Below are 22961 nucleotides of genomic sequence, written 5' to 3'. Positions count from 1 at the left end.
TCACCTCCGGCTGGATGCAGGCCTCGCCTATCTCCCCGTGACCTTGCGCGCCCGGATGCGCTCGCGATGGGCGGTGTAGAGGCCGGAGGCGATAATGATCGCCGAGCCGAACCAGGTGAAGGCGTCGGGCAGTACCGAAAACAGGATGAAGCCGAAAGCCGAGGCCCAGAGCAGCTGGACATAGGAGAAGGGCGCCAGCAGCGAGGCATCGGCATGCCGGAAGGCCTGGATCACGAACCAGTGTCCGACGGTCGACGAGACGCCGATGAACAGGCCGACCAGCAGCGCCTCGGTCGACAGCGGCTGCCAGGTCAGCGGCTGCAGCAGCGTCAGCAGCACGCAGCCAACGACCGCCGACCAGGCGAGCGTGGTCACCGGGTTCTCGGTCGCGCTCATCATGCGGGTGACGATCAGCGCGAAGGCCCAGGTCGCCGCCGAGAGCACCGGCAGCATCGAGGCAAGCTGAAAGTCGCTGCCGCCCGGCCGGACGACGATCAGAACACCGATCAGGCCGACGGCCGTGGCGGTCCAGCGTCGCCAGCCGATCTTCTCGCCGAGGATCGGGATCGAGAGCGCGGTGACGAAGAGCGGCGCGACGAAGCTCGTCGCGGTCGCGTCGGCGATCGGCAGGTATCGCAGCGAGGAGACGAACAGGATCGACGAGACCGTGACGGCGACGCCGCGCAGGATCTGCATGTGCATGCGCTTCGGCCTGAGCTGCGCGAAGCCGCCGGGAGCGGCGACCGCCAGCATGATCAGCGCGAAGGCGGCATAGCGCAGCCAGACGACCTGGATAGCCGGTGTCGTCGCGGTCAGGTATTTCGAGGCGACGTCGGCGGCGGAGAGGAAGACGCTGCCGATCAGCATCAGGCCGATACCACGCAGGCCGTTGTCGCGCCGCGGCGCTGGGCGTTGTGGCGGCTCTGCCGGTGCCGGTTCGACGGGCAGAGGCACTCTGGTCAAGGTGTCGGGCAAGGTCTTCGGCGATTCTCGATGAGGAGCCGACCCTAGCCGATGATCATGGCGATCCCTTGCGCAAATCCAGCACGACCGCCATGCGTCCGCGCAAGAAAAAGGCGGGCACGAGGCCCGCCTTGAAATTTTGTTTAAAGAGTCGCGCGGTTCTCAGGCCGCCTGCTTGCGCGGCTGGATCAGCTTGCGGTTGACCAGCACCTCGGCGATCTGCACCGCGTTGAGGGCCGCGCCCTTGCGCAGATTGTCCGAGACGCACCAGAAGGAGAGACCGTTCTCGACCGTGGCGTCCTCGCGGATGCGCGAGATATAGGTCGCGTCCTCGCCGGCCGCCTCATGCGGGGTGATGTAGCCACCGGGCTCGCGCTTGTCGATGACGAGGACGCCGGGCGCGGCGCGCAGGATCTCGCGCGCCTCGTCGGCAGTCACGGGCTTCTCGCACTCGATGTTGACGGCTTCGGAGTGCCCGATGAAGACCGGCACGCGCACGCAGGTCGCGGTCAGCTTGATCTTCGGATCGAGGATCTTCTTGGTCTCCGCCATCATCTTCCACTCTTCCTTGGTGTAGCCGTCCTCCATGAAGACATCGATATGCGGAATGACGTTGAAAGAGATGCGCTTGCTGAACTTCTTGGCCTCGACCTCGCCGGCGGCGAAGACGGCGCGGGTCTGGTTGAAGAGCTCGTCCATGCCCTCCTTGCCGGCGCCGGAAACCGACTGATAGGTCGAGACGACGACGCGCTTGACGCCGAAGCGCTCATGCAGCGGCTTCAGCGCCACGACGAGCTGCGCCGTCGAGCAGTTCGGGTTGGCGATGATGTTCATCTTGCTGAAGCCGGCGGCCGCGGCGGCGTTGACCTCGGGCACAACCAGCGGCACGTCGGGATGCATGCGCCAGGTCGAGGAGTTGTCGATCACGACGGCGCCCTGCGCGCCGATCTTGGGCGACCATTCCTTCGAGACCGCACCGCCCGCCGACATCAGGCAGATGTCGGTGTCGGAGAAGTCGTAATGGTCGAGCGCCTTCACCTTCAGCGTCTTGTCGCCGAAGGAAACCTCGGTGCCGATGGAGCGGGAGGAGGCGAGGGCCACCACCTCGCTGACGGGGAAAGCGCGCTCGGCGAGGATGTCGAGCATTTCATGGCCCACATTGCCCGTGGCGCCGACGACCGCGACCTTGAAGCTCATTTTCGTGAATTCCTTCTGGCGAAACCGGTTCAGCCTCCCCGGGGAGCCGTCGCCGCTGATCTCGCTTGCGGGTTCGGCCGGTTGACCCCGGCCGGGGGGGAGAACCCGGAATCGAGGCGACGTGTCAGTGCGACGTCCGGGTTTTCCCGGCCGTCGTTTTGGTCGTGGTTTTCGTCGTCAGACGGAACGTCACAGAGCCAACCTGAGCATCATCGCGAAGCCGGAAGATAAGTGTCCGGCGCGCAATCCCAAACACAAGCCGCCGTAAAAAGTCAATCGGTAGAGGCGGCCTCCGGCATTAACCCTGCCTCCTTACCCGTCATTGACCCTGTTTCGCGATGGCACGCGGCCGGTAACGACCTGCTCATCGCGACCGGCGAAAGCTCGCCCGCGAGTGGGACGAGGCGGCTGGCAGGGGTGCGGGCCGCCCAACGGGTCAGGTTCTGTCGTGTCCGGGGACGAGATCAACGCCATCTGGCAGCGTTTCAAGCTGCGCCTGCAGGAAAGCGGGCAGCGCCTTCAGCCGCGCCTGCACGGCCTGGCCGAAGCAGCTCCCGGTCGTTTCGATCTCGCTGCGCGGCTGGTCGATCTCGCAGATGCCACCGAAGCCGGCTTCACACGGATCATGCGGCCGATGCGGCGGGTCCTGCGCTCCGGCGCAATCGGCTTGACCGGTGGCCTCGTCTGGCGCGGCCTCGCGGCACTGACCGGAATTAGCCTGACCGCGATGCTGGTCGCCGGCCTCTCTTCCGGCTCGTCGGAGCCGGCTCTCGCCAGCCTGACGTCGACGGAGGCCATAGCCGCTCCCATCGTGCGCGATGTTCGCCTGCAGGCGCTGCCGATCGCCGCCGGGCAGGATGGCTGGGTGATGATTGCTCGCCCGATCGCGCTCTTCGGGGTGGAATCGCCTGAGCTCGACAAGCGGAGCGCCTATGAGGCGCGGCGCAGCCAGGACGGCCAGCGGCGTGAGGACGTGCTGAGCTTCGGTGCGTTCGACGACGGCAGATCGTTCCTGTCGCTGAAATTCCAGGTCAATCGCGACGCCCAGGTGCAGAAGGCGCTCGCCGGTGTATCGCAGCCCTTCGTGATCACGCTGGTGCGCGAGAGCGCGGCGCGCGGGCTCTCGGTCGGGCGCAGCGGTGCCGCCACCACGATCGAGACCAAGTTCGGCACCGTCGAGACCGCCGATATCGGCCTGAGCGACGGCGCGGCTGGGCGGGCCTGCATCGCCTTCCGCCATCTCGACGCGGCGGCGCATCTCTCCTTCTCCGGCTGGTGGTGCGGCAGCGAGGCACGGCCGGCCGACCGTGCGCAGCTGATTTGCCTGATCGACCGGATCGACCTTCTGAGCGCCGGCGACGATCCGGAATTGCGCGCCAGCTTCGCCCGTACCGAACTCAATCGCCGGCAGGGCTGCTCGGTGCCGCGGCTCGCCGCGACCGGGCGCAAGGGCTCCTGGCTCGACGCCGACGGCAAGGCGCCGGCCCTGCGGCCGACCAGCGGCAAGCAGGCGCAGGCGCGGTAACGGCCTCGTGTTGCGGCAGCGCTAGAGATCACGCCGCATTTGGGCGGAAACGTCCAAGTGCGGATAACGTGATCGATTCTAATAGTTTAGAGCATGCTTCGCGCGAAAAACCGTTGCCACTTTTTCGCGGCATGCTCTAGCGGGCCGCAACAAAAGCATTAACTCTGGAATTGTATCGTCAGCGACAGCCGATCCGCCGGCAGCTTCGGCGGAGGCAACCGCCTCAGGAGATCGTCATGCGTTCGCTTTCCCGCCTCGCCGCCGGCCTGGCTCTCTCCGTCGCAGCCGTCACCTTCGCGGCCTCGGTGGCCGAAGCCCAGCAGCAGCGGAAGCCGCTGCGCGTCACCGTGCAGAAGCGCAGCTATTTCGACGCCGGCAATGTCGTGCCGGTCGGCAGCATGAACCGCTATGCATCGCAGCATTTCGTGGCGAGCCCGGTCTACTCGGCGGCTGGCGAGCTCTATGGCGAAGGCACGCTGCCCTCGCGCATCGGCTCGGGCGCCAATCCCTTCGCCAACAGCTTCTCGACGCCGCGCTTCTGAGACCCAGCGAGCGTGAAATGAAAAGGCCCGCCGTGAGGCGGGCCTTTTGCTTTGGTGGTCAGCGCACCAGGATGTTGCGGAACTGCCAGGGATCGGAGGCGTCGATATCCTCCGGGAACAGCCCCGGGCGGCCATCGAGCGGCGTCCAGTCGGTGTAGTAGCCCTGCACCGGCCCGAGATAGGGCATCTGGATCGCGAGGCAGCGGTCGAGATCCATCTCCTCGACCTCGACGATGCCGGCCTTGGGGTTCTCCAGCGCCCAGACCATGCCGGCGAGCACGGCCGAGGTGACCTGCAGACCGGTCGCGGTCTGGTAGGGAGCGAGCTTGCGCGCTTCCTCCGTCGAAAGCTGCGAGCCGAACCAGTAGGCGCCCTTGTCGTGGCCGTAGAGCAGCACGCCGAGCTCGTCGATACCGTCGATGACCTCGTTCTCCTCGAGGATGTGATGCTCCTCCTGCGGGCGGCCGGCATTGCCGAACATCTCGTGCAGCGAGAGCACGGCGTCGTTGGCCGGATGATAGGCGTAGTGGCAGGTCGGCCGGTAGACCGCCTTGCCGGCCTCGTCGCGCACGGTGAAGTAGTCGGCGATCGAGATCGACTCGTTATGGGTCACCAGGAAGCCGTATTGCGGGCCCGGGGTCGGGCACCAGCTACGCACCTTGGTCTCGGCGCCGGCCTGCATCAGGTAGATCGCGGCCTGCGAGCCGGTCTCATGGGTGCGGGCATTGTCCGGCATCCACTTCTCATGGGTGCCCCAGCCCAGCTCGGCCGGCTGCACACCCTCGGAGATGAAGCCCTCGACCGACCAGGTGTTGACGAAGACGCCGGGTGGCTTGGGGTTCTTCGAGCGCTGCGTGTCGCGCTCGGCGATGTGGATGCCCTTGACACCGACCTGCTTCATCAGGCCGGCCCACTCCTCACGGGTGGTCGGCTGTGGCACGTTGAGGCGCATGTCGGAGGCGATGTTCAGTAGGGCCTTCTTGGCCAGCCAGGAGGCCATGCCGGGATTGGCGCCGCAGCAGGAGACGGCTGTCGTCGAGCCGGGCGCACGGGCGCGCTTGGCGGCGAGCGTCATCTCGCGCAGCGCGTAGTTCGAGCGCTCGCCCGGGCCTTTCGTCTCGTCGAAATAGAAGCCGAGCCAAGGCTCGTTGACCGTGTCGATATAGAGCGCGCCGAGGCTGGAGCAGAGCTCCATGATGTCGCGCGAACCGGTGTCGCAGGAGAGGTTGACGCAAAAGCCCTGGCCGCCGCCAGCGGTCAGCAGCGGCTCCAGCATGGTCTTGTAGTTCTCGAGCGTCACGGCTTCCTGGATGAAGCGGATGCCACGCTCGTCCAGAAGGGCGCGGTTGTCGTCGTCGGGTGCGATCACCACGAACCGGCTCTTGTCGAATTTGAGATGCCGCTCGATCAGCGGCAATGTCCCGCGGCCGATCGAACCGAAGCCGATCATCACGATCGGGCCGCTGATCTCGCCGTATACGGGCCAATCCGTCATTCTTTTTCACTCCTGGGTAGTCTGGTTGAGGATAAGCGGACGCTGGTATGGGGCAGGCTTCCCGGCGTCAATGCCGGCAGGCTCACTCCTTGCCGAGGCTGAACGGGTAGGGCCCCTCGAAGGCGCCGGCATAGGCCATGTGCGAGATGAGGCCGGTGCCGGGCTGCCACATGTGCAGCATGAAGGCCGGCGGCTCCATCAGGAAACGGGCCTCGGCGCCCGGCGTCAGGTCGAAGATGACCTGATGGGCGACGCCCGGCACGACCTGACCGATGGTGCCGGCATAGCCGACCTGGACCGGGCGGTGATGATGGCCGCTGAGCACGCGCTCGATGTTGGGATGGCGCGCGACGATCTCGGCGAGGCGGGCAGCGCCATCCTTGAGCATGACCGCGTCCATATAGCCTAGGCCGCAGGAGAAGGGTGGGTGGTGCGTGAACAGCACGACGGGCCGGCCCTCGGTTTCCGCCAGTGATCGTTCGAGGAAGTCGAGGCGCGCATCGCAGATCGCGCCAGCGCTGGAGCCGGGCAGCAGCGTGTCGAGGCCGATCAGCCTGACAGGACCAAGATCGGCTGAGAACTGGATGAAGCCGCCGCTGAGATCGGCATGAGGGCCGAGGTCGAGCCCGGCGATCATCGCCTTGCGGACATCATGGTTGCCTGGGATCAGCAGCGCCGGCAGGCCGAGCTTGTCCAGCATCGAACGGACGAGCGCATATTCCTCCGGCAGGCCGCTCTCGGTCAGGTCGCCGGTGATGACGAGGACGTCGGGGCGGACGGGCAGGGCGGCGACGGCGTCGAAGGCGCGCTGCGTCATGCCGATCGTGTCGGAGACCTTGAGCGCGAGGCGGCCGGGCGGGCAGATATGCAGGTCGGAGAGATGGGCGATCAGCATTTTTGTCTTCTTCGTCAGGGAAGGCGTTGCAGGCCGCTTTACCTGACGGCAGCCCGCGCAGCCAAGGCTGCGGGGGCTTCAATGACGCGATTTGATGACGGATCGACTACGACCCCGAGAGGACGTCAGGCTGCGCGACGTCGGAGCGCCTCCGCTCCATCGGCCGGGACGAACGCCCCCGTAGCTTTGAGCACGCCATTCGCGCCCTGGAGCGCGCCGTCGCGCAGCTCGAGGCCGAGGAAGCGTTCGCGCTCGAACGGGCCGGGCATGGCGAGCTCGGCCATAGGCTCGGCCGTGAAGCCGAAGCGCGCGTAATAGGGCGCATCGCCGACGAGCAGGATCGCGCCATGGCCACGGCAGGCCGCGCGCCAGATCGCCTCGCGCATCATCGCCTTGCCGAGGCCTTCGCCTTGCAAGTCCGGCGAGACCGCGAGTGGGCCGAGCAGCAGCGCCGGCTTGCCGGCGGCCTCGACATGCCAGAGGCGCACGGTCGCGACGACCGCGCCATCGCGCTCGGCGGTCAGGGCGAGGCCATCGGCCGGCAGGCGGCCTTCGCGCAGGCGCTCGCTCGATTTCACCGTGCGGCGCTCGCCGAGGCAGCGGTCGAGCAGGGCCTCGCGGGCCGGGATATCGGTCTCGATCTCGTCGCGGATCGTGATCATGACGCACCTCCTGCCGGAGCGCCCGCTTCGTCGCGAGCCTTCTCGGCGCCGCGCGAACGCGGCCACAAACTAGGGATTGTGTGGAAGAGGGTCCGGCGGGAGCCACGCCCGCGCTCCATTCTTGGAGGCACGAACGCTCCACCCGGTTTCCCGGGCAGCCTGCCGATAGATAGCAGGGCGCTTCGCCGGACCCGATGAGTGAGGGAGGGTTTCTCAACCCTCCCGTTTCGTCAGATGACGTACTGCTTCAGCGGCGGGAAGCCATTGAAGGCGACGGCCGCATAGGTCGTCGTATAGGCGCCAGTGCCCTCGATCAGGACCTTGTCGCCGATCTCCAGGCTGAACGGCAGCATGTACGGAGTCTTCTCGTACATGACGTCGACCGAATCGCAGGTCGGGCCGGCGAGCACGCAGGGAACCGTGGCGTCGCCGTCCCGGATCGTTCGGATCGGGTAGCGGATCGCCTCGTCCATCGTCTCGGCGAGACCGTTGAACTTGCCGATGTCGAGATAGACCCAGCGGACCTGGTCGTCCTCGCTCTTCTTCGAGATCAGCACGACCTCAGCCTCGATCAGGCCGGCTTCGCCGACCATGCCGCGGCCCGGCTCGATGATGGTCTCGGGCAGACGGTTGCCGAAATGCTTCGACAGCGCCTGGAAGATCGCATCGCCATAGGCCGGGACGCCCGGGATCGGCTTCAGGTAGCGCGCCGGGAAACCGCCGCCGAGGTTGACCATCGACAGCGACAGGCCGCGGGTGGCGCACTCCTTGAACACGGCCGAGGCCGAGGCCAGGGCCGAATCCCAAGCGTTCACATTGGCCTGCTGCGAGCCGACATGGAACGAGATGCCATAGGCCTGCAGGCCGAGGCGATGGCCGTGCTCGAGCACGTCTGCGGCCATTTCGGGCACGCAGCCGAACTTGCGCGAGAGCGGCCAGTCGGCGCCGGCGCCATCGCAGAGGATGCGGCAGAAGATGCGCGCGCCTTCGGCCTTGGTGACCGTGGCGGCACGGGCGATCTTCTCGACCTCGGCCTGGCAGTCGACGGCGAACAAGCGCACGCCGAGCTCCATGGCGCGGGCGACGTCGCGCTCCTTCTTGATGGTGTTGCCGAAGGAGATGCGATCCGCCGTGGCGCCGGCCGCAAGAGCGAGCTCGATCTCGACGACCGAGGCGCAATCGAAGCAGGAGCCGAGCTTGGCGAGGAGGCGCAGCACTTCCGGCGCCGGGTTCGCCTTGACCGCGTAGAAGACGCGGGTGTCCGGCAGCGCCCGGGAGAAGGCGACATAGTTCTCGCGCACGACCTCGAGGTCGATCACGACGCAGGGACCATCCTCGCGGCGGTCACGCAGAAATTCACGGATGCGCTCGGTCATGAGACGCAGCTCCCTTCGGCGCAAGCGGCGCCGATACGACGTGTAGCCGGTTGAAACGACCGCGACCCGAGGCGCTGTGGAGACGCCTTAGGACTGCGGACGAAACGTCCGGACCCGAAACACCGTCGATTGGGGAGACCCCGCACGGCCGGCAATGAAGGACAAGCCTCTTCGGTGCCGGCCTGTGGAAAGCCGGCGAGACCAAAAAAGCCCGCTCCGTCGTTGCTTTAAGCTGCGTCCCCCGTGGAGATTCGGGGTTCGCCGGTTTTGCCTCCGGCTGCCGGTCGCTGTTCGGGAGCGGCCCTCTTGCGAGCGCCGGGAGCGTGATTTGAGGGGATATCCATCCCCCTCCATCCGTTTCCCATCCCTGGCGGCTGTCCGGCCTCTTGTCCGGATGCCCACCGACCAGCACGCGGCCACAGGCACGTGCGAATTGGGTGAGCCCCATATACGGAGGGTGTCCCGGTGCTTCAAGTTTTTTCTGACGGCCGGGACCGGATTTTTTACAGGACGGAGCGAGGGCGGCCGGGTGCTGCCGTCATGACCTCTTAACGCTGGGCCCGCGCGGCCCGCGACTGCGCCCTAGACCAGCCCCATTTCATCGCCTAAGTCGTTGCCGCAGCGCGCCTTCGCGCGCTTATTCTCGATGGGGCAAGCTTCGATCATGACGGTTATCGATCGCCGCGGGGTTCTCGCCGGGCTGAGCGCCGCTTTGTGCGCCACCGCCGCGCCGCAGGCTTTGCTGGCGCAGCAGCCGGAACAGGCGCCGCCGCAGCCACGATTCGGCTTCGACGATGTCGTGCGCCGAGCCCGCGAGATCGCCGCGGTCCCTTATGAAGCGGGGCCGGCTCTGCCCGAGGCGTTGACGCGGCTCGATTTCGACGCCTGGCGCGAGATCCGCTTCCGGCCGGAACGGGCCCTGCTCGGCCAGTCGAATTCCGGCTTCCGCATGCAGATGTTCCACCCCGGCTTCCTGTTCACCCGGCCGGTCACCGTGAACGTGATCCGCGACGGCGTGCCCACGCCGGTGCCCTATTCGGCCAATCTCTTCGATTATGGGCGGACCAAGTTCGACAAGCCGCTGCCGGTCAATCTCGGCTTCGCCGGTTTCCGCCTGCACTATCCGCTCAACGACCCGCGCGTTTTCGACGAGCTGATCTCCTTCATCGGGGCGAGCTATTTCCGCGTGCTCGGGCGCGGGCAGCGCTATGGCCTCTCGGCGCGCGGGCTCGCGATCGGTGCGGGCCTCCCCGGCGGCGAGGAGTTCCCGATCTTCCGAGAGTTCTGGGTCGAGACGCCAGCGGCCGACGCCGACCGCGTCACGGTCTATGCGCTGCTCGATTCACCGTCCGTCGCAGGGGCTTATCGCTTCCATATCTATCCGGACGGCGACAGCGTGGTCGATGTCGGCGCGGCGCTGTTCCCGCGCAAGCCGATCGAGAAACTGGGGCTGGCGCCGCTGACCTCGATGTTCTTCACCGGCGAGAACGACCGGCGCTTCCATGACGACTTCCGGACGGAACTGCACGATTCGGACGGGCTCCTGATCCATTCCAGCACCGGCGAGTGGATCTGGCGGCCGCTGCGCAATGCCCGCGTCCCGGCCGCCTCCTCCTTCGTCGAGCGCAATGTCCGTGGCTTCGGCCTGATGCAGCGCGACCGGGTGTTCGAGCACTATCAGGACCTCGACCTCAACTATGAGCTCAGGCCGTCCTACTGGATCGAGCCGCAGGGCGACTGGGGCGAGGGCGTCGTCGAGCTGATCGAGCTGCCGACCACCGACGAGACCAACGACAATATCGTCGCGCTCTGGGCGCCGAAGCTGGCGCTGGAGCCGGGGCGTGAGTTCCGCTTCGGCTACAAGCTGACGGCGATGGTCGATTCCAGCGACCTGCACCCGGGCGGTCGCGCCATCAACACCTATCAGGCCAAACCAAAGGCGCTTGGCTCGGGCGAACCGGTGACCGAGAACGCGCGCCGTTTCATCGTCGACTTCGCCGGCGGCGATCTCGGCTATTATCTGAAGCAGCCGGAAAAGGTCGAGATCGTGCCCTCGATCGCCTATGGCCGGATCAACCGCGCCTTCCTGGTGCCGAACCCGAAGACGGAGGGGTTCCGCGCCTTCATCGACATCGTGGTCGAACCGGGCCAGCTCGCCGAGATGCGGGCCTTCCTGAAGAGTGGCAGCAAGACCTTGACCGAGACCTGGAGCTATCCCTGGCGGGCGCCTGACGCCGGCTGAGACGCGCCTTTTAGAACTGTGGCGCGGTCGGGCTGCGTGCCGGCTTGCGCCGCTTCTCAGGCGCTGCCGCGACGACCTCGATCTCGACCTTGAACTCCGGCAAGGTGAAACCGGAGACGATCATCAGCGTCGAGGCCGGCGGCGGCGTGCCGACATGGGCGTCGCGCGACTCCATATAGCCCTTCATATGAGCGCGGTCGGTGACGTAGGCGTTGACCCGAACGATGTTCTTCAGCGTCATCCCGGCCTCGGCGAGGATCGCGGCGATGTTGGCAAAGCAGAGATCGGCCTGGTCCCGGACGCTCTCGGGGATGGTGCCGTCCGCCGCAATGCCGAGCTGGCCGGAGCAGAAGACGAGGCGGTGGCCGGCGGGCAGCTCGGCACCATGGCTGTAGCGGGCGAAGGGCGCGCGGATCGAGGAGGGGTTGAGCGGCTTCATCGGTCGGTCCGGATGGCGGGGCACCCTTCTGCCACGCCGGCTTCATGCTGCAAAACCATGTTGAGACTTGACCGGCGCCCCTTTGCAGCCTTGAACGCGCTCATGCCACGTTCAGGCGACAGGTTTCACAGTGCTCCGGGTGGCCGAGCTATCGAGATGACGGGGATGAGCTTGAGGACTTCTGCGCTGCTGCGGGCCGCGAGCCTGCTGCCTCTCGTGCTGCTCACCGCTTGCGCGGGATCGCAGCGCTTCGGCGGATTTGGTCCGGGTTCGGGCCAGGCCGTTGCCCGTGCTCCGGTCTATGGCGAACCCGTCCAGTCGGCGCCGCCGATCCAGTCGGCCCCGATTACCTCGGAGCCTTTGCCACCGCCGGGCGGTTATCCGAGCGCGCCGCCGCCGCAGGCGGGCGGTTATCCGCCCGGGGGGGCGCCCGGTCCGGGCGGCATGCCGCCCCAGAACGATCCTTTCTTCGACCCGCAGGCGGCGCAGCCGGGGCAACAGCCGCCGGTTCAGCAGCAGCGCCCGGTCGAGCCGGCCCCGCCGAGCAATCAGGTCGCCAACGCCAATCCCGGCGCGACGCCGGGTGGCGGCTCGACACGCAGCGGCGCGGTGTCCACGCGCGATGGCGTCATCGGCAACTGGACCGCACAGGAAGCGACCGGTGGCTCCTGCCGGGTGCAGCTCTCGAGCTCGCCCTCGCTCGATCTCTACCGCGCCAATGCCACGGGCTGCAGCAATCGCGACCTGCAGCAGGTCAATGCCTGGGATTATCGCGACGGCGAGGTCTATCTCTACCAGCGCGGCGGTTCGGTGGTGGCGCGCCTGCGCGTCGGCAGCGCCGGAACCATGAACGGGGCGATCACCAAATCGGGCGCCGGGCTCTCGATGAATCGCTGAGCGCGGCGCCCGTCGTCGTTGCGAAGCGGTGTCAGTGACGCGAGGCCGCCCGGCTGAACAAGGCCTGCGGCCAGAACTTACGTTGCAGCGAGAGCGACAGGGTCGCGAAGCTGCGGGCATTGTCGAGCGCTTCGTCCAGCAGAGTGAATGGCGTCGGTGCGCCGGTGGCGATCCGGCCCTCGACATCCGCGTAGCCGCCGACCATCTCGGCCTCGAACTTGCGCGCGAGGTTCCGCATCGCGGCGTTTTCGGGCAGGCAGGTCATGTAGAGCGTGCGGATGTTGCGGTTGCGTGCCGCCGTGATCAGGCGGCCGAACAGTTCTCCGCCGATGCCGCGCCGGCGCCAGGCGCGCTCGACGCTGAAGGCAGCTTCGCCGGTCTGGATGACGATCTCCTCCAGCCCGCGCAATTCGGCGGCGCCACGGACCTCGCCGGCCTCGACATAGGCGTAGACAAGCCCGCCGACGCCGAAGGTGGTCTCGGCGTAAGCACGGAGAAAATCATCGTTGACCGCCGTCCCGAAACGCTCACGCCGTGTGTCGGCGTCGAGGCGAAGCAGATGGGCGGTGAAGAGATCACGCTCGGCAGGCCAGAGACGCCTGACCTCGCCGTGCCTGGCCTTGGCGCCAGACTTGATCGAACGATTCAATTGCAGCTCCTGTGAAAGCGCGGATGGGCGCTGCCCCCAGGAGGCGAATCTTCCCTAACTCGGGAACGAAGATGATCTCCCGATCTGGGAATGCAAGTGGCGCGATTGCGGCAATTTACGGCTAAAAGCCTGTAAAATTGGCGGAATTGGTTAAACCTGCGCGCTAACGCCACATCGTGAGGATCGAGGCTGCGAGCGCGAGTGCGAGCGCGATGTTGAGGGCGCGCCATTGCCAGCCATGGCGCAGCAGCCGCGCCAGCAACAGCCCGGCGACGCACCAGAGCATCAGTGACAAGAGCGCCAGAACGCCGAAAACGGTGCCGAGCAGGGCGGCGAGTTCGGCCGCGCCGCGGGCGAGACCGGCGAAAGAGGCGGCCGCGCCGAGGGTCATCGCCCAGCCCTTGGGATTCTGCAGCTGGATCCAGAGCGCGCCGAGAAAGCTCGTAGGCTTCGCGATGCTCTTGTCGAGGTGGGGCGGGCCGCTGCGGCCGATCCTGACGGCGAGCCAGAGCAGATAGGCCGAGCCGGCGAGCTTCATCGCGAATTCGAGTGACGGCATTGCCAGCAGCAGGCCGGCGAGGCCTGCCGCGGCAGCGACCGCCATCCCCGCCAGCCCGATCGCGACGCCGACCATGAAGGGCAGGGAGCGGCGAAAGCCGAAATGGGCGCCGGACGCGGTGGCGAGCGTGGTGGTCGCGCCCGGCGTCACCGTCGAGACCGCGGCGAAGGCGATGAGCGGCAGGACCTGTTCCAGCGACATGGATGGCTCCGAGTGAAGCCATCGGATTACGGTCACCTCGGGGATGATGAAAACGAATGTTGAAGCGACTCCGCATTACGATCCATAATGCGATCCTATGCGCAATCTCGACCTCGAACTGATCCGGGCCTTCGTCGCCGTGGCCGACCATGGCAGCATGACGGTCGCCGGCAATGCGCTGCACCTGACGCAGAGCGCGGTCAGCCAGCAGATCATGCGGCTGGAGCGCCGGCTCGGGCAGGTCCTGTTCCTCCGCGAGCGCCGCAGGCTGAAGCTGACGGCAGCGGGCGAACGCCTGCTCGCCAAGGCACGCCGGCTGATCGGCCTCAATGACGAGATCTGGGCGGAGATGACGACGGGCTTCGCCGGCACGGTCCGCCTCGGCGTGCCCTACGACCTCGTCGGCACCTCGCTCGCGCCGATCCTGAAGGGTTTCGCCGAGGCGAGCCCGCTGGTCGAGATCTCATTGATCTGTGCTTCCTCGCCGCAATTGCTCGCGGCGCTCAGCAAGGGCGAAGTCGATCTTGCCCTGGTCGAGGAACCGCTCGCGGTGGCGAGCGGCGAATGCCTCGGCATCGAGCGGCTGGTCTGGGTCGGCGCCAGGGCCGGCACCGCGCATCTGAAGCAGCCGCTGCCATTGTCGCTGGTCGCCGATAGCTGTGCCTTCCGGCCGGCTGTGACCGAAGCGCTGGATGTGCAGGGGCGGGCATGGCGCAGCGTTTTCGAGAACGGCAATATCGACGCGACCACAGCGACGGTCCGGACCGACCTCGCCGTCACCGCTTGGCTCGCCTGCACGGTTCCGTCCGATCTCGACATTCTCGGCTCTGCGGAAGGGTTGCCCGACCTGCCGCCTTTCGCGATCACGCTGCATCTGTCGCGCTCTCAGCCCTCGGAAGCGGCGCGTGAGCTTGCCCGTCATCTGCGTTCCGGCTGGCTGCGCCCGCGGCAGGCCGCATAGCCCGCCAGCCCGCCCGAGGGTTGCGGGGCGGGCGGCCCTGCCGTAACCCGGAACGCGACGTCCTTTCCTGCCTCGAGGCCATGTCCGCCACGCTCCCCGAACGTTATGACGCCCTGGTCGCCTCGGGTGCGATAGAGCGCGATCCGGCGCAGGTCGCCGTCGTCAGGCGGCTGCAGGCGCTGTCGCAGACGCTCACCAACCGCAAGCTGGCGAAGAAGAGCAGCGCGCTCGGCTGGCTGTTCGGCCGCAAGCAACCGGCTGCGGATGCGGTCAAGGGCCTCTACATCTGGGGTTCCGTCGGCCGCGGCAAGACCATGCTGATGGACCTGTTCTATGAGACGGTCCCGGTCGCGGCGCGCCGGCGCGTGCACTTCCACGCCTTCATGGCCGATGTGCATGAGCGTATCCATGCCTATCGCCAGGAGCTGAAGGCCGGGAGGGTCAAGGAGCCCGATCCGATCGGCCCGGTGGCAGCGGCACTGGCGGAAGAAGCGAGCCTGCTCTGCTTCGACGAGTTCACCGTCACCGACATCGCCGATGCGATGATCCTCGGACGATTGTTCACGAAGCTTTTCGCCGACGGCGTCACGGTGGTCGCGACCTCCAATGTCGAGCCCTCGCGGCTCTATGAAGGCGGCCTCAATCGCGCGCTCTTCCTGCCCTTCATCGATCTGCTCGCCAGCAAGGTCGACGTGATCAAGCTGGAGGCGCGCACCGATTTCCGGCTGGAGAAGCTCGGCGGCGCGCCGACCTATCACGTTCCCGCCGACGACAAGGCGAGGGCTGCGCTCGACAAGGCCTTCAGCCAGCTCACCGGTATGGCCCAGGGCGCGGCGATGACGATCGATATCAAGGGCCACGAGTTGAAGCTGCCGCAGGCGGCCGGCGGCGTGGCGAGGGCGAGCTTTGCCGATCTCTGCGCCCAGGCCTATGGCGCCTCGGACTATCTCGCGCTCGCCCAGCATTTTCACACGCTGATCCTCGACGGCATCCCGATCATGGATATCGAGCGGCGCAACGAGGCCAAGCGTTTCATCATCCTGATCGACACGCTCTATGAGAGCCATGTGAAGCTCGTCGCCTCGGCGGCGGCCGAGCCGACCGGGCTCTATGTCGCGCAGACCGGCCGGGAGGCCTTCGAGTTCGACCGGACGGTGTCGCGTCTGATCGAGATGCGCTCGGAGGAATACCTGGCGCTACCGCATGGCCGGGCCGACTCGGCGGCCAGCGGCGATGCGACCGGGCTGGTGGAGACCTGACCGTGACCACGCCGCGCGAGCCGAGCGAGATGCGCATTCTCTCGGTCGCCGGCGAGCACCTGCGCCAGCACGGCCTGCGTCGCTTCACCGTGGTCGCGGTGGCGGAAGAGGCCGGCATGACCCATGCCAATGTCTATCGCTACTTTCCCTCGCGCACCGCACTGATCGACGCGGTGGTCGATGTCTGGCTGAAATCGGCCGAACGCAAGCTTGCGGACATCGCCGACGGCCCCGATCCGGCCGAAGACAAGCTCGAACGCCTGATCCTGGCGCTGGCGAAAGCCAATCGCGACCTGTTGCATGAGGAACCGCATCTGTTCGCGGCGCTGTCGCAGGCGGTGGCGAAGCGCCATGCGATCAGCCGGCGCAATCGCACCCGGGTGCGTGCCCTGTTCGAGCGCGTGATCGACGATGGCATCGCCACGGGGGCCTTCGAGCCGCGCGACCGCGACCGTGCTATCGCCTTCGTGATCGATGCCACGCACCGTTTCATTCATCCTGCCTCGCTGGAACTGGAGGCGGATGTGCCGCAGGCCTCGGTCGACGCCAGGCTCGCCACCTTGATCAGGGTGGCGCTACGCACGCTTGCGGCTGGCGTGATCTAAAAAAATGACAGATTTTGTAAATTGTAACTGCCCCATTGTGAGGCAGCTTGACGCCGCATCAGGGGCGGTTAGCTTCTAACGGTTTGTTTTTCCTCGGTATTCCCCGCCAGAAAGGTCTTAACGACCATTTCGGACTATTCCAATGTCCCTTCGCGCGCGGGGTTGAGCCTGGAAGCGGCTTGCGCCAAAGAACCGTCGGCTTTTCGGCTTCAACTGCTTTCGCATCCAACAACAAGGATTCGGCAATGGCCCGCAAGAAGATCGCCCTCATCGGCGCCGGACAGATCGGCGGCACGCTCGCTCACCTCGCCGGTCTCAAGGAACTGGGCGACGTCGTCCTGTTCGACATCGCCGAGGGCATTCCCCAGGGCAAAGGCCTGGATATCGCCGAGTCCGCTCCGGTCGACGGCTTCGACGCCGGCTATAAGGGCACGCAGTCCTATGAGGACATCAAGGGCGCCGACGTGATCATCGTCACCGCCGGCGTGCCGCGTAAGCCTGGCATGAGCCGCGACGACCTGATCGGCATCAACCTCAAGGTGATGAAGTCGGTCGGCGAGGGCATCAAGCAGTATGCCCCCAAGGCCTTCGTGATCTGCATCACCAACCCGCTCGACGCGATGGTCTGGGCCCTGCAGAAGTTCTCGGGCCTGAAGCCCAACATGATCTGCGGCATGGCCGGCGTGCTCGACTCCGCCCGCTTCCGCCACTTCCTCGCCGACGAGTTCAAGGTCTCGGTCAAGGACGTCTCGGCCTTCGTGCTCGGCGGCCATGGCGACGACATGGTGCCGCTGGTCCGCTATTCCGGCGTCGCCGGCATCCCGCTGCCCGACCTCGTCAAGATGAAGTGGACGACGCAGGAGCGCCTCGATGCCATCGTCGAGCGCACCCGCAAGGGCGGCGGCGAGATCGTCAACCTGCTCAAGACCGGCTCGGCCTTCTACGCTCCGGCCGCCTCGGCGATCGCCATGGCCGAGAGCTATCTCAAGGACCAGAAGCGCGTTCTGCCGGCGGCGGCCGCGCTCAAGGGCCAGTACGGCGTCAAGGACATGTTCGTCGGCGTGCCGGTGGTGATCGGCGCCAAGGGTGTCGAGCGGGTCGTCAAGATCCGCCTCAATGGCGCCGAGAAGGAGATGCTGGCCAAGTCGGTCGCCTCGGTGCAGGGCCTGATTGACGCCTGCAAGAGCATCGACGCGTCATTGGCGTGAGACAGACGGATGGCGTGATGGCCGGCGGCCATCACGCCATCGCCTCTCCCTTTACCGGCACAGGACATCAGGCATGAACATCCACGAATATCAGGGCAAGGCGGTTCTCAAGGAGTACGGCGCGCCCGTCTCCGCCGGCTTCCCGGCGCTATCGGTGGCGGAGGCCGTCGAGGCCGCAAAGAAGCTGCCCGGACCGCTCTATGTGGTGAAGAGCCAGATCCATGCCGGCGGCCGCGGCAAGGGCAAGTTCAAGGAACTGCCAGCCGATGCCAAGGGTGGCGTGCGGCTCGCCAAGTCGATCGAAGAGGTCGAGAGCCACGCCAAGGAGATGCTCGGCAATACGCTGGTGACGGCGCAGACCGGCCCGGCCGGCAAGCAGGTCAACCGCCTCTATATCGAGGACGGCTCGGACATCTCGAAGGAATTCTACCTCTCGGCGCTGGTCGATCGCGAGACCTCGCGCGTCGCCTTCGTGGTCTCGACCGAGGGCGGCATGGACATCGAGAAGGTGGCCCATGACACCCCCGAGAAGATCCTCACCTTCTCGGTCGATCCGGCGACCGGGATCATGCCGCATCACGGCCGCACCGTCGCCAAGGCTCTCGGCCTTGCCGGCGACCAGGCCAAGCAGGCTGCGAGCGTTCTCGGCCAGATCTACGCCGCCTTCGTCGGCAAGGACATGGCGATGCTCGAGATCAACCCGCTGATCGTGACGACGCAGGGCCAGGTCAAGTGCCTCGACGCCAAGGTCTCGTTCGACTCGAACTCGCTCTACCGCCATCCCGAGCTGATGGAGCTGCGCGACGAGACCGAGGAGGACGCCAAGGAGATCGAGGCGTCCAAGTACGATCTCGCCTATATCGCGCTCGACGGCACGATCGGCTGCATGGTCAACGGCGCCGGCCTCGCCATGGCGACGCTCGACATCATCCAGCTCTACGGGGAGAGCCCTGCGAACTTCCTCGATGTCGGCGGCGGCGCCTCTGAGGAGAAGGTCACCGCGGCCTTCAAGATCATCACCGCCGACCCGAAGGTGAAGGGCATCCTGGTCAACATCTTCGGCGGCATCATGAAGTGCGACGTCATCGCCCGCGGCGTGATCGCGGCGGTGAAGGCGGTCGGCCTCGAAGTGCCGCTGGTGGTGCGCCTCGAAGGCACCAATGTCGAGGAAGGCAAGGAGATCATCCGGACCTCCGGCCTCAACGTCATCCCGGCCGATGATCTCGACGACGCCGCCCAGAAGATCGTGGCTGCGATCAAGAAGGCTTGAGGTAAACCGATGTCCATCCTGATCGACAAGAACACCAAGGTCATCTGCCAGGGCTTCACCGGCAAGAACGGCACCTTCCACTCCGAGCAGGCGATCGCCTATGGCACGCAGATGGTCGGCGGCACCTCGCCCGGTAAGGGCGGCTCGCTCCATCTCGGCCTGCCCGTCTTCGACACCGTCGCCGAAGCGCGCGAGAAGACCGGAGCGACTGCCTCCGTCGTCTACGTTCCGCCGCCGGGCGCGGCCGACGCGATCTGCGAGGCGATCGACGCCGAGATCCCGCTGGTGATCTGCATCACCGAGGGCATCCCGGTGCTCGACATGGTCCGCGTCAAGCGCTCGCTCTCCGGCTCGAAGACCCGCCTGATCGGGCCGAACTGCCCGGGCGTCGTCACCGCCGGCGAGTCCAAGATCGGCATCATGCCGGCCAACATCTTCAAGCCGGGCTCGGTCGGTATCGTTTCACGCTCCGGCACGCTGACCTATGAGGCGGTGTTCCAGACCACGAACGAAGGCCTCGGCCAGACCACGGCCGTCGGCATCGGCGGCGACCCGGTCAAGGGCACCGAGTTCATCGACATGCTCGAGATGTTCCTCGCCGACGAGAAGACCACCTCGATCGTGATGATCGGTGAGATCGGCGGCTCGGCCGAGGAAGAGGCGGCGCAGTTCATCAAGGACGAGGCCAAGCGCGGCCGCAAGAAGCCGATGGTCGGCTTCATCGCCGGCCGCACGGCTCCTCCGGGCCGTCGCATGGGCCATGCCGGCGCGATCATCTCCGGCGGCAAGGGCGGCGCCGAGGACAAGATCGCGGCGATGGAAGCGGCCGGCATCCGGGTCTCGCCGTCGCCGGCGCGCCTTGGAAAGACCTTGGTCGAAGTATTGAAGGGCTGAGAGACAGGCTGCGTCATGGTCGGCCTTGAGCCGACCATCTCATGACCAGCCAGGCTCGACAAAGAGATGCTCGGGCCTTGCCCGAGCATGACGGCAAGACGAAGCGGCAGGTTAGGAAGAAGGCAGGACGACCATGGCTCGCCAGGACATCAACGAGGCTCTCGCGCAGACGGGTTTCCTCTATGGCGGCAACGCGGCCTATATCGAGGACCTCTACGCCCGCTATCAGGCTGACCCCAAGTCGGTCGATCCGGAGTGGCAGGGCTTCTTCGCCGCGCTGAACGACGACAAGCAGGCGATCGTCGACAACGCCAAGGGCGCGTCCTGGAAGAAGCCGAACTGGCCGATCCCGGCTGGCGGCGAGCTGGTCTCGGCGCTCGACGGCAACTGGGCCGCGGTCGAGAAGGCGGTCGGCGAGAAGCTCGGCGCCAAGGCCAAGGCTGCCGGCGCGACGCTGTCGGCCGCCGATGTTCAGCAGGCGACCCGTGACTCGGTGCGGGCGATCATGCTGATCCGTGCCTACCGCATGCGCGGCCATCTCCACGCCCAGCTCGATCCTCTCGGCATCGAGAGCCAGAAGGACCCGGAGGAGCTGTCGCCGGCTGCGTTCGGCTTCACAGAGGCTGACCTCGATCGCAAGATCTTCATCGACAACGTGCTCGGCCTGGAGTTCGCCACCATCCGCGAGATGACGGCGATCCTGCAGCGGACCTATTGCCAGACGCTCGGCGTCGAGTTCATGCACATCTCCGATCCCGAGCAGAAGGCCTGGCTGCAGGAGCGGATCGAGGGGCCGGACAAGGAGATCGCCTTCACCCGCGAGGGCAAGAAGGCGATCCTGAACAAGCTGGTCGAGGCCGAGGGCTTCGAGAAGTTTCTCGACCTCAAGTTCACCGGTACCAAGCGCTTTGGCCTCGATGGCGGCGAGTCGCTGATTCCGGCGCTGGAGCAGATCATCAAGCGCGGCGGCGCGCTCGGCGTGCGCGACATCGTCTTCGGAATGGCCCATCGCGGTCGCCTCAACGTGCTGACCCAGGTGCTGGGCAAGCCGCACCGCGCCCTGTTCCACGAGTTCAAGGGTGGCTCCTTCGCCCCCGACGACGTCGAGGGCTCGGGCGACGTCAAGTACCATCTCGGCGCATCGTCGGACCGTGAGTTCGACGGCAACAATGTCCACGTCTCGCTGACCGCCAACCCCTCGCATCTCGAGATCGTCGACCCCGTCGTGCTCGGCAAGGTCCGCGCCAAGCAGGATCAGTTCGGCGACATCGTCGAGCGCTCCAAGGTGCTGCCGCTGCTGATCCATGGCGATGCCGCCTTTGCCGGCCAGGGGGTCGTGGCCGAGTGCCTCGGCCTGTCGGGCCTCAAGGGGCACCGCACCGGCGGCTCGCTGCACTTCATCATCAACAACCAGATCGGCTTCACCACCTATCCGCGCTATTCGCGCTCTTCGCCCTATCCGTCGGATGTGGCGAAGATGGTCGAGGCGCCGGTCTTCCATGTGAACGGCGACGATCCGGAGGCGGTGGTCTTCGCCTCCAAGATCGCGATCGAGTTCCGGCAGAAGTTCCACAAGCCGGTCGTGATCGACATGTTCTGCTACCGTCGCTTCGGCCATAACGAAGGCGACGAGCCGGGCTTCACCCAGCCGCTGATGTACCGCAAGATCCGCGGCCACAAGTCGACGCTGGAGCTCTACGGCGCCAAGCTCGAGGCCGAAGGCGTGATCCAGCCGGGCGAGCTCGACCAGATGCGCGCCGCCTGGAAGGACCGGCTCGAGGTCGAGTTCGACGCCGGCCAGGCCTTCAAGCCGAACAAGGCCGACTGGCTCGACGGCCGCTGGGCCGGCATGAAGGCGATCCGCGCCGACGAGGACGATCCGCGCCGGGGCGCCACCGGCGTTCCCGAAGCGGTGCTGAAGGAGATCACGCAGAAGATCACCGAGGTCCCGGAGGGCTTCAACGTCCACAAGACGATCCAGCGCTTCCTCGACAACCGCCGCAAGGCGGTCGAGAGCGGGCAGGGGATCGACTGGGCGACGGCGGAAGCGCTCGCTTTCGGCTCGCTGATGCTCGACGGCAATCCGGTGCGCCTCTCCGGCCAGGATTGCGAGCGCGGCACCTTCTCGCAGCGCCACTCGGTGCTGATCGACCAGGAAACCGAGGCGCGCCACACCTCGCTGAACAACATCCGCGAAGGCCAGGCCCGCTACGAGGTCATCAACTCGATGCTCTCGGAAGAGGCGGTGCTCGGCTTCGAATACGGCTACACCCTGTCGGAGCCGAACGCGCTGACGATGTGGGAGGCGCAGTTCGGCGACTTCGCCAATGGCGCTCAGGTCGTGTTCGACCAGTTCATCTCCTCGGGCGAGCGCAAATGGCTGCGCATGTCGGGCCTGGTCTGCCTGCTGCCGCATGGCTACGAGGGCCAGGGGCCGGAGCACTCCTCCGCCCGCCTCGAGCGCTTCCTGCAGATGTGCGCCGAGGACAACATGCAGGTGGCGAACTGCTCGACCCCGGCGAGCTATTTCCACATCCTGCGCCGCCAGCTGAAGCGCGACTTCCGCAAGCCGCTGATCCTGATGACGCCGAAGTCGCTGCTGCGCCACAAGCGCTGCGTCTCCGACCTCAGCGAGCTGGCCGAGGGCTCGAGCTTCCACCGCGTGCTGCATGATGATGCCGAGCGTGGCAAGTCGACCACCAAGCTGGTCAAGGATTCGAAGATCCGCCGTGTCGTGCTCTGCACCGGCAAGGTCTATTTCGACCTGCTGGAGGAGCGCGAGAAGCGCGGCATCGACGATGTCTACCTGATGCGCGTCGAGCAGCTCTATCCGTTCCCGCTGAAGTCGCTGGCGCAGGAGCTGGCGCGCTTCAAGAGCGCCGACGTCGTCTGGTGCCAGGAGGAGCCGAAGAATATGGGTTCCTGGACCTTCGTCGAGCCCTATCTGGAGTGGGTGCTGGGTCATGCCGGCTCGAAGTCGAAGCGGCCGCGCTATGTCGGCCGCCCGGCCTCGGCTGCGACCGCGACCGGCCTGATGTCGAAGCACAGCGCCCAGCTCAACGCCTTCCTGGACGAGACCTTCGCGGTCTGACCCTACGCCTGATCTAGAAGACACGAGAAGA

General features: G+C 66.4%; 20 protein-coding genes. 11 read left to right on the top strand and 9 right to left on the bottom strand.

The features are described 5' to 3' along the window. Nucleotides 1-27 precede the first annotated feature (27 nt). Nucleotides 28-954: a DMT family transporter gene (locus tag ACWIGM_RS06630; protein WP_454025463.1), complete on the bottom strand. Its 927-nt coding sequence runs from the start codon at nt 952-954 to the stop codon at nt 28-30. Between the two features lie 171 nt (nt 955-1125). Beyond that, on the bottom strand, nt 1126-2160 hold the full coding sequence (locus tag ACWIGM_RS06625) for an aspartate-semialdehyde dehydrogenase (RefSeq protein WP_454025101.1): 1035 nt from the start codon (nt 2158-2160) through the stop codon (nt 1126-1128). 448 nt (nt 2161-2608) lie between these two features. Between ACWIGM_RS06625 and ACWIGM_RS06620 the strand changes: the two genes are divergently transcribed. Further along, nucleotides 2609-3685, top strand: coding sequence for a hypothetical protein (locus ACWIGM_RS06620; protein ID WP_454025100.1), 1077 nt, complete (start codon nt 2609-2611; stop codon nt 3683-3685). 236 nt (nt 3686-3921) lie between these two features. Beyond that, entirely contained in the window at nt 3922-4227 is a 306-nt protein-coding gene (locus ACWIGM_RS06615) for a hypothetical protein (RefSeq protein ID WP_091836552.1), read from the top strand. A 58-nt stretch (nt 4228-4285) separates the two neighbouring features. Here the strand turns inward: ACWIGM_RS06615 and ACWIGM_RS06610 are convergent, their stop codons facing one another. The 4 genes from ACWIGM_RS06610 to ACWIGM_RS06595 all read right to left on the bottom strand — a co-directional run bounded on the left by ACWIGM_RS06610 (nt 4286) and on the right by ACWIGM_RS06595 (nt 8655). After that, nucleotides 4286-5722, bottom strand: a complete 1437-nt coding sequence (locus tag ACWIGM_RS06610) for a homospermidine synthase (protein WP_454025099.1) — start codon at nt 5720-5722, stop codon at nt 4286-4288. 82 nt (nt 5723-5804) lie between these two features. Next, the gene (locus ACWIGM_RS06605; protein WP_454025098.1) at nt 5805-6617 is read right to left on the bottom strand and encodes a phosphodiesterase; all 813 of its coding nucleotides are present in this window, start codon (nt 6615-6617) and stop codon (nt 5805-5807) included. 125 nt (nt 6618-6742) lie between these two features. Further along, nucleotides 6743-7279, bottom strand: coding sequence for a GNAT family N-acetyltransferase (locus ACWIGM_RS06600; protein WP_454025097.1), 537 nt, complete (start codon nt 7277-7279; stop codon nt 6743-6745). A gap of 230 nt (nt 7280-7509) precedes the next feature. After that, nucleotides 7510-8655 carry a type III PLP-dependent enzyme gene (locus ACWIGM_RS06595; protein WP_454025096.1) on the bottom strand — a complete coding sequence of 382 codons (1146 nt, stop codon included), beginning with the start codon at nt 8653-8655 and terminating at the stop codon, nt 7510-7512. A 664-nt stretch (nt 8656-9319) separates the two neighbouring features. On the opposite strand from ACWIGM_RS06595, the gene ACWIGM_RS06590 reads away from it, so the two are divergent. Continuing rightward, nucleotides 9320-10897, top strand: coding sequence for an OpgD/OpgG family glucan biosynthesis protein (locus ACWIGM_RS06590; RefSeq protein WP_454025095.1), 1578 nt, complete (start codon nt 9320-9322; stop codon nt 10895-10897). A gap of 10 nt (nt 10898-10907) precedes the next feature. Here the strand turns inward: ACWIGM_RS06590 and ACWIGM_RS06585 are convergent, their stop codons facing one another. Then, on the bottom strand, nt 10908-11336 hold the full coding sequence (locus ACWIGM_RS06585) for a RidA family protein (RefSeq protein WP_454025094.1): 429 nt from the start codon (nt 11334-11336) through the stop codon (nt 10908-10910). Nucleotides 11337-11501: 165 nt separating this feature from the next. On the opposite strand from ACWIGM_RS06585, the gene ACWIGM_RS06580 reads away from it, so the two are divergent. Further along, entirely contained in the window at nt 11502-12233 is a 732-nt protein-coding gene (locus tag ACWIGM_RS06580; RefSeq protein WP_454025093.1) for an AprI/Inh family metalloprotease inhibitor, read from the top strand. Between the two features lie 31 nt (nt 12234-12264). Here the strand turns inward: ACWIGM_RS06580 and ACWIGM_RS06575 are convergent, their stop codons facing one another. Together ACWIGM_RS06575 and ACWIGM_RS06570 are read right to left on the bottom strand one after the other, a co-directional pair. After that, on the bottom strand, nt 12265-12882 hold the full coding sequence (locus ACWIGM_RS06575; protein WP_454025092.1) for a GNAT family N-acetyltransferase: 618 nt from the start codon (nt 12880-12882) through the stop codon (nt 12265-12267). A gap of 163 nt (nt 12883-13045) precedes the next feature. Beyond that, entirely contained in the window at nt 13046-13642 is a 597-nt protein-coding gene (locus ACWIGM_RS06570; protein WP_454025091.1) for a LysE family translocator, read from the bottom strand. A 97-nt stretch (nt 13643-13739) separates the two neighbouring features. Here ACWIGM_RS06570 and ACWIGM_RS06565 point away from each other — a divergent pair, with 97 nt between their 5' ends. From ACWIGM_RS06565 to ACWIGM_RS06535, 7 genes are all read left to right on the top strand, one after another. Continuing rightward, on the top strand, nt 13740-14603 hold the full coding sequence (locus ACWIGM_RS06565; protein WP_454025090.1) for a LysR family transcriptional regulator: 864 nt from the start codon (nt 13740-13742) through the stop codon (nt 14601-14603). Between the two features lie 80 nt (nt 14604-14683). Then, nucleotides 14684-15862, top strand: a complete 1179-nt coding sequence (zapE, locus tag ACWIGM_RS06560; protein WP_454025089.1) for a cell division protein ZapE — start codon at nt 14684-14686, stop codon at nt 15860-15862. A 2-nt stretch (nt 15863-15864) separates the two neighbouring features. Next, complete coding sequence (locus ACWIGM_RS06555; RefSeq protein ID WP_454025088.1) at nt 15865-16467, top strand: TetR/AcrR family transcriptional regulator; 603 nt, start codon at nt 15865-15867, stop codon at nt 16465-16467. A gap of 245 nt (nt 16468-16712) precedes the next feature. Then, complete coding sequence (gene mdh / locus ACWIGM_RS06550) at nt 16713-17675, top strand: malate dehydrogenase (protein ID WP_091836521.1); 963 nt, start codon at nt 16713-16715, stop codon at nt 17673-17675. A gap of 73 nt (nt 17676-17748) precedes the next feature. After that, complete coding sequence (sucC, locus tag ACWIGM_RS06545; protein WP_454025087.1) at nt 17749-18945, top strand: ADP-forming succinate--CoA ligase subunit beta; 1197 nt, start codon at nt 17749-17751, stop codon at nt 18943-18945. A 9-nt stretch (nt 18946-18954) separates the two neighbouring features. After that, nucleotides 18955-19839, top strand: a complete 885-nt coding sequence (gene sucD, locus ACWIGM_RS06540) for a succinate--CoA ligase subunit alpha (protein ID WP_454025086.1) — start codon at nt 18955-18957, stop codon at nt 19837-19839. A 133-nt stretch (nt 19840-19972) separates the two neighbouring features. Then, nucleotides 19973-22930, top strand: coding sequence for a 2-oxoglutarate dehydrogenase E1 component (locus tag ACWIGM_RS06535; RefSeq protein ID WP_454025085.1), 2958 nt, complete (start codon nt 19973-19975; stop codon nt 22928-22930). Nucleotides 22931-22961: the final 31 nt, after the last annotated feature.

The organism is Allobosea sp. NPDC055332, from assembly GCF_053645455.1.
Note: the sequence above shows the minus strand (reverse complement) of the source record. Positions and strands in the feature narration are given on the sequence as shown.

Excerpts from the sequence above, each read along its gene's own strand:
- ACWIGM_RS06625 (WP_454025101.1), bottom strand. The coding sequence starts at position 2,160 with ATGAGCTTCAAGGTCGCGGTCGTCGGCGCCACGGGCAATGTGGGCCAT.
- ACWIGM_RS06615 (WP_091836552.1), top strand. The coding sequence starts at position 3,922 with ATGCGTTCGCTTTCCCGCCTCGCCGCCGGCCTGGCTCTCTCCGTCGCA.
- ACWIGM_RS06610 (WP_454025099.1), bottom strand. The coding sequence starts at position 5,722 with ATGACGGATTGGCCCGTATACGGCGAGATCAGCGGCCCGATCGTGATG.
- ACWIGM_RS06605 (WP_454025098.1), bottom strand. The coding sequence starts at position 6,617 with ATGCTGATCGCCCATCTCTCCGACCTGCATATCTGCCCGCCCGGCCGC.
- ACWIGM_RS06600 (WP_454025097.1), bottom strand. The coding sequence starts at position 7,279 with ATGATCACGATCCGCGACGAGATCGAGACCGATATCCCGGCCCGCGAG.
- ACWIGM_RS06595 (WP_454025096.1), bottom strand. The coding sequence starts at position 8,655 with ATGACCGAGCGCATCCGTGAATTTCTGCGTGACCGCCGCGAGGATGGT.
- ACWIGM_RS06590 (WP_454025095.1), top strand. The coding sequence starts at position 9,320 with ATGACGGTTATCGATCGCCGCGGGGTTCTCGCCGGGCTGAGCGCCGCT.
- ACWIGM_RS06585 (WP_454025094.1), bottom strand. The coding sequence starts at position 11,336 with ATGAAGCCGCTCAACCCCTCCTCGATCCGCGCGCCCTTCGCCCGCTAC.
- ACWIGM_RS06580 (WP_454025093.1), top strand. The coding sequence starts at position 11,502 with ATGAGCTTGAGGACTTCTGCGCTGCTGCGGGCCGCGAGCCTGCTGCCT.
- ACWIGM_RS06570 (WP_454025091.1), bottom strand. The coding sequence starts at position 13,642 with ATGTCGCTGGAACAGGTCCTGCCGCTCATCGCCTTCGCCGCGGTCTCG.
- ACWIGM_RS06565 (WP_454025090.1), top strand. The coding sequence starts at position 13,740 with ATGCGCAATCTCGACCTCGAACTGATCCGGGCCTTCGTCGCCGTGGCC.
- zapE (WP_454025089.1), top strand. The coding sequence starts at position 14,684 with ATGTCCGCCACGCTCCCCGAACGTTATGACGCCCTGGTCGCCTCGGGT.
- mdh (WP_091836521.1), top strand. The coding sequence starts at position 16,713 with ATGGCCCGCAAGAAGATCGCCCTCATCGGCGCCGGACAGATCGGCGGC.
- sucC (WP_454025087.1), top strand. The coding sequence starts at position 17,749 with ATGAACATCCACGAATATCAGGGCAAGGCGGTTCTCAAGGAGTACGGC.
- sucD (WP_454025086.1), top strand. The coding sequence starts at position 18,955 with ATGTCCATCCTGATCGACAAGAACACCAAGGTCATCTGCCAGGGCTTC.
- ACWIGM_RS06535 (WP_454025085.1), top strand. The coding sequence starts at position 19,973 with ATGGCTCGCCAGGACATCAACGAGGCTCTCGCGCAGACGGGTTTCCTC.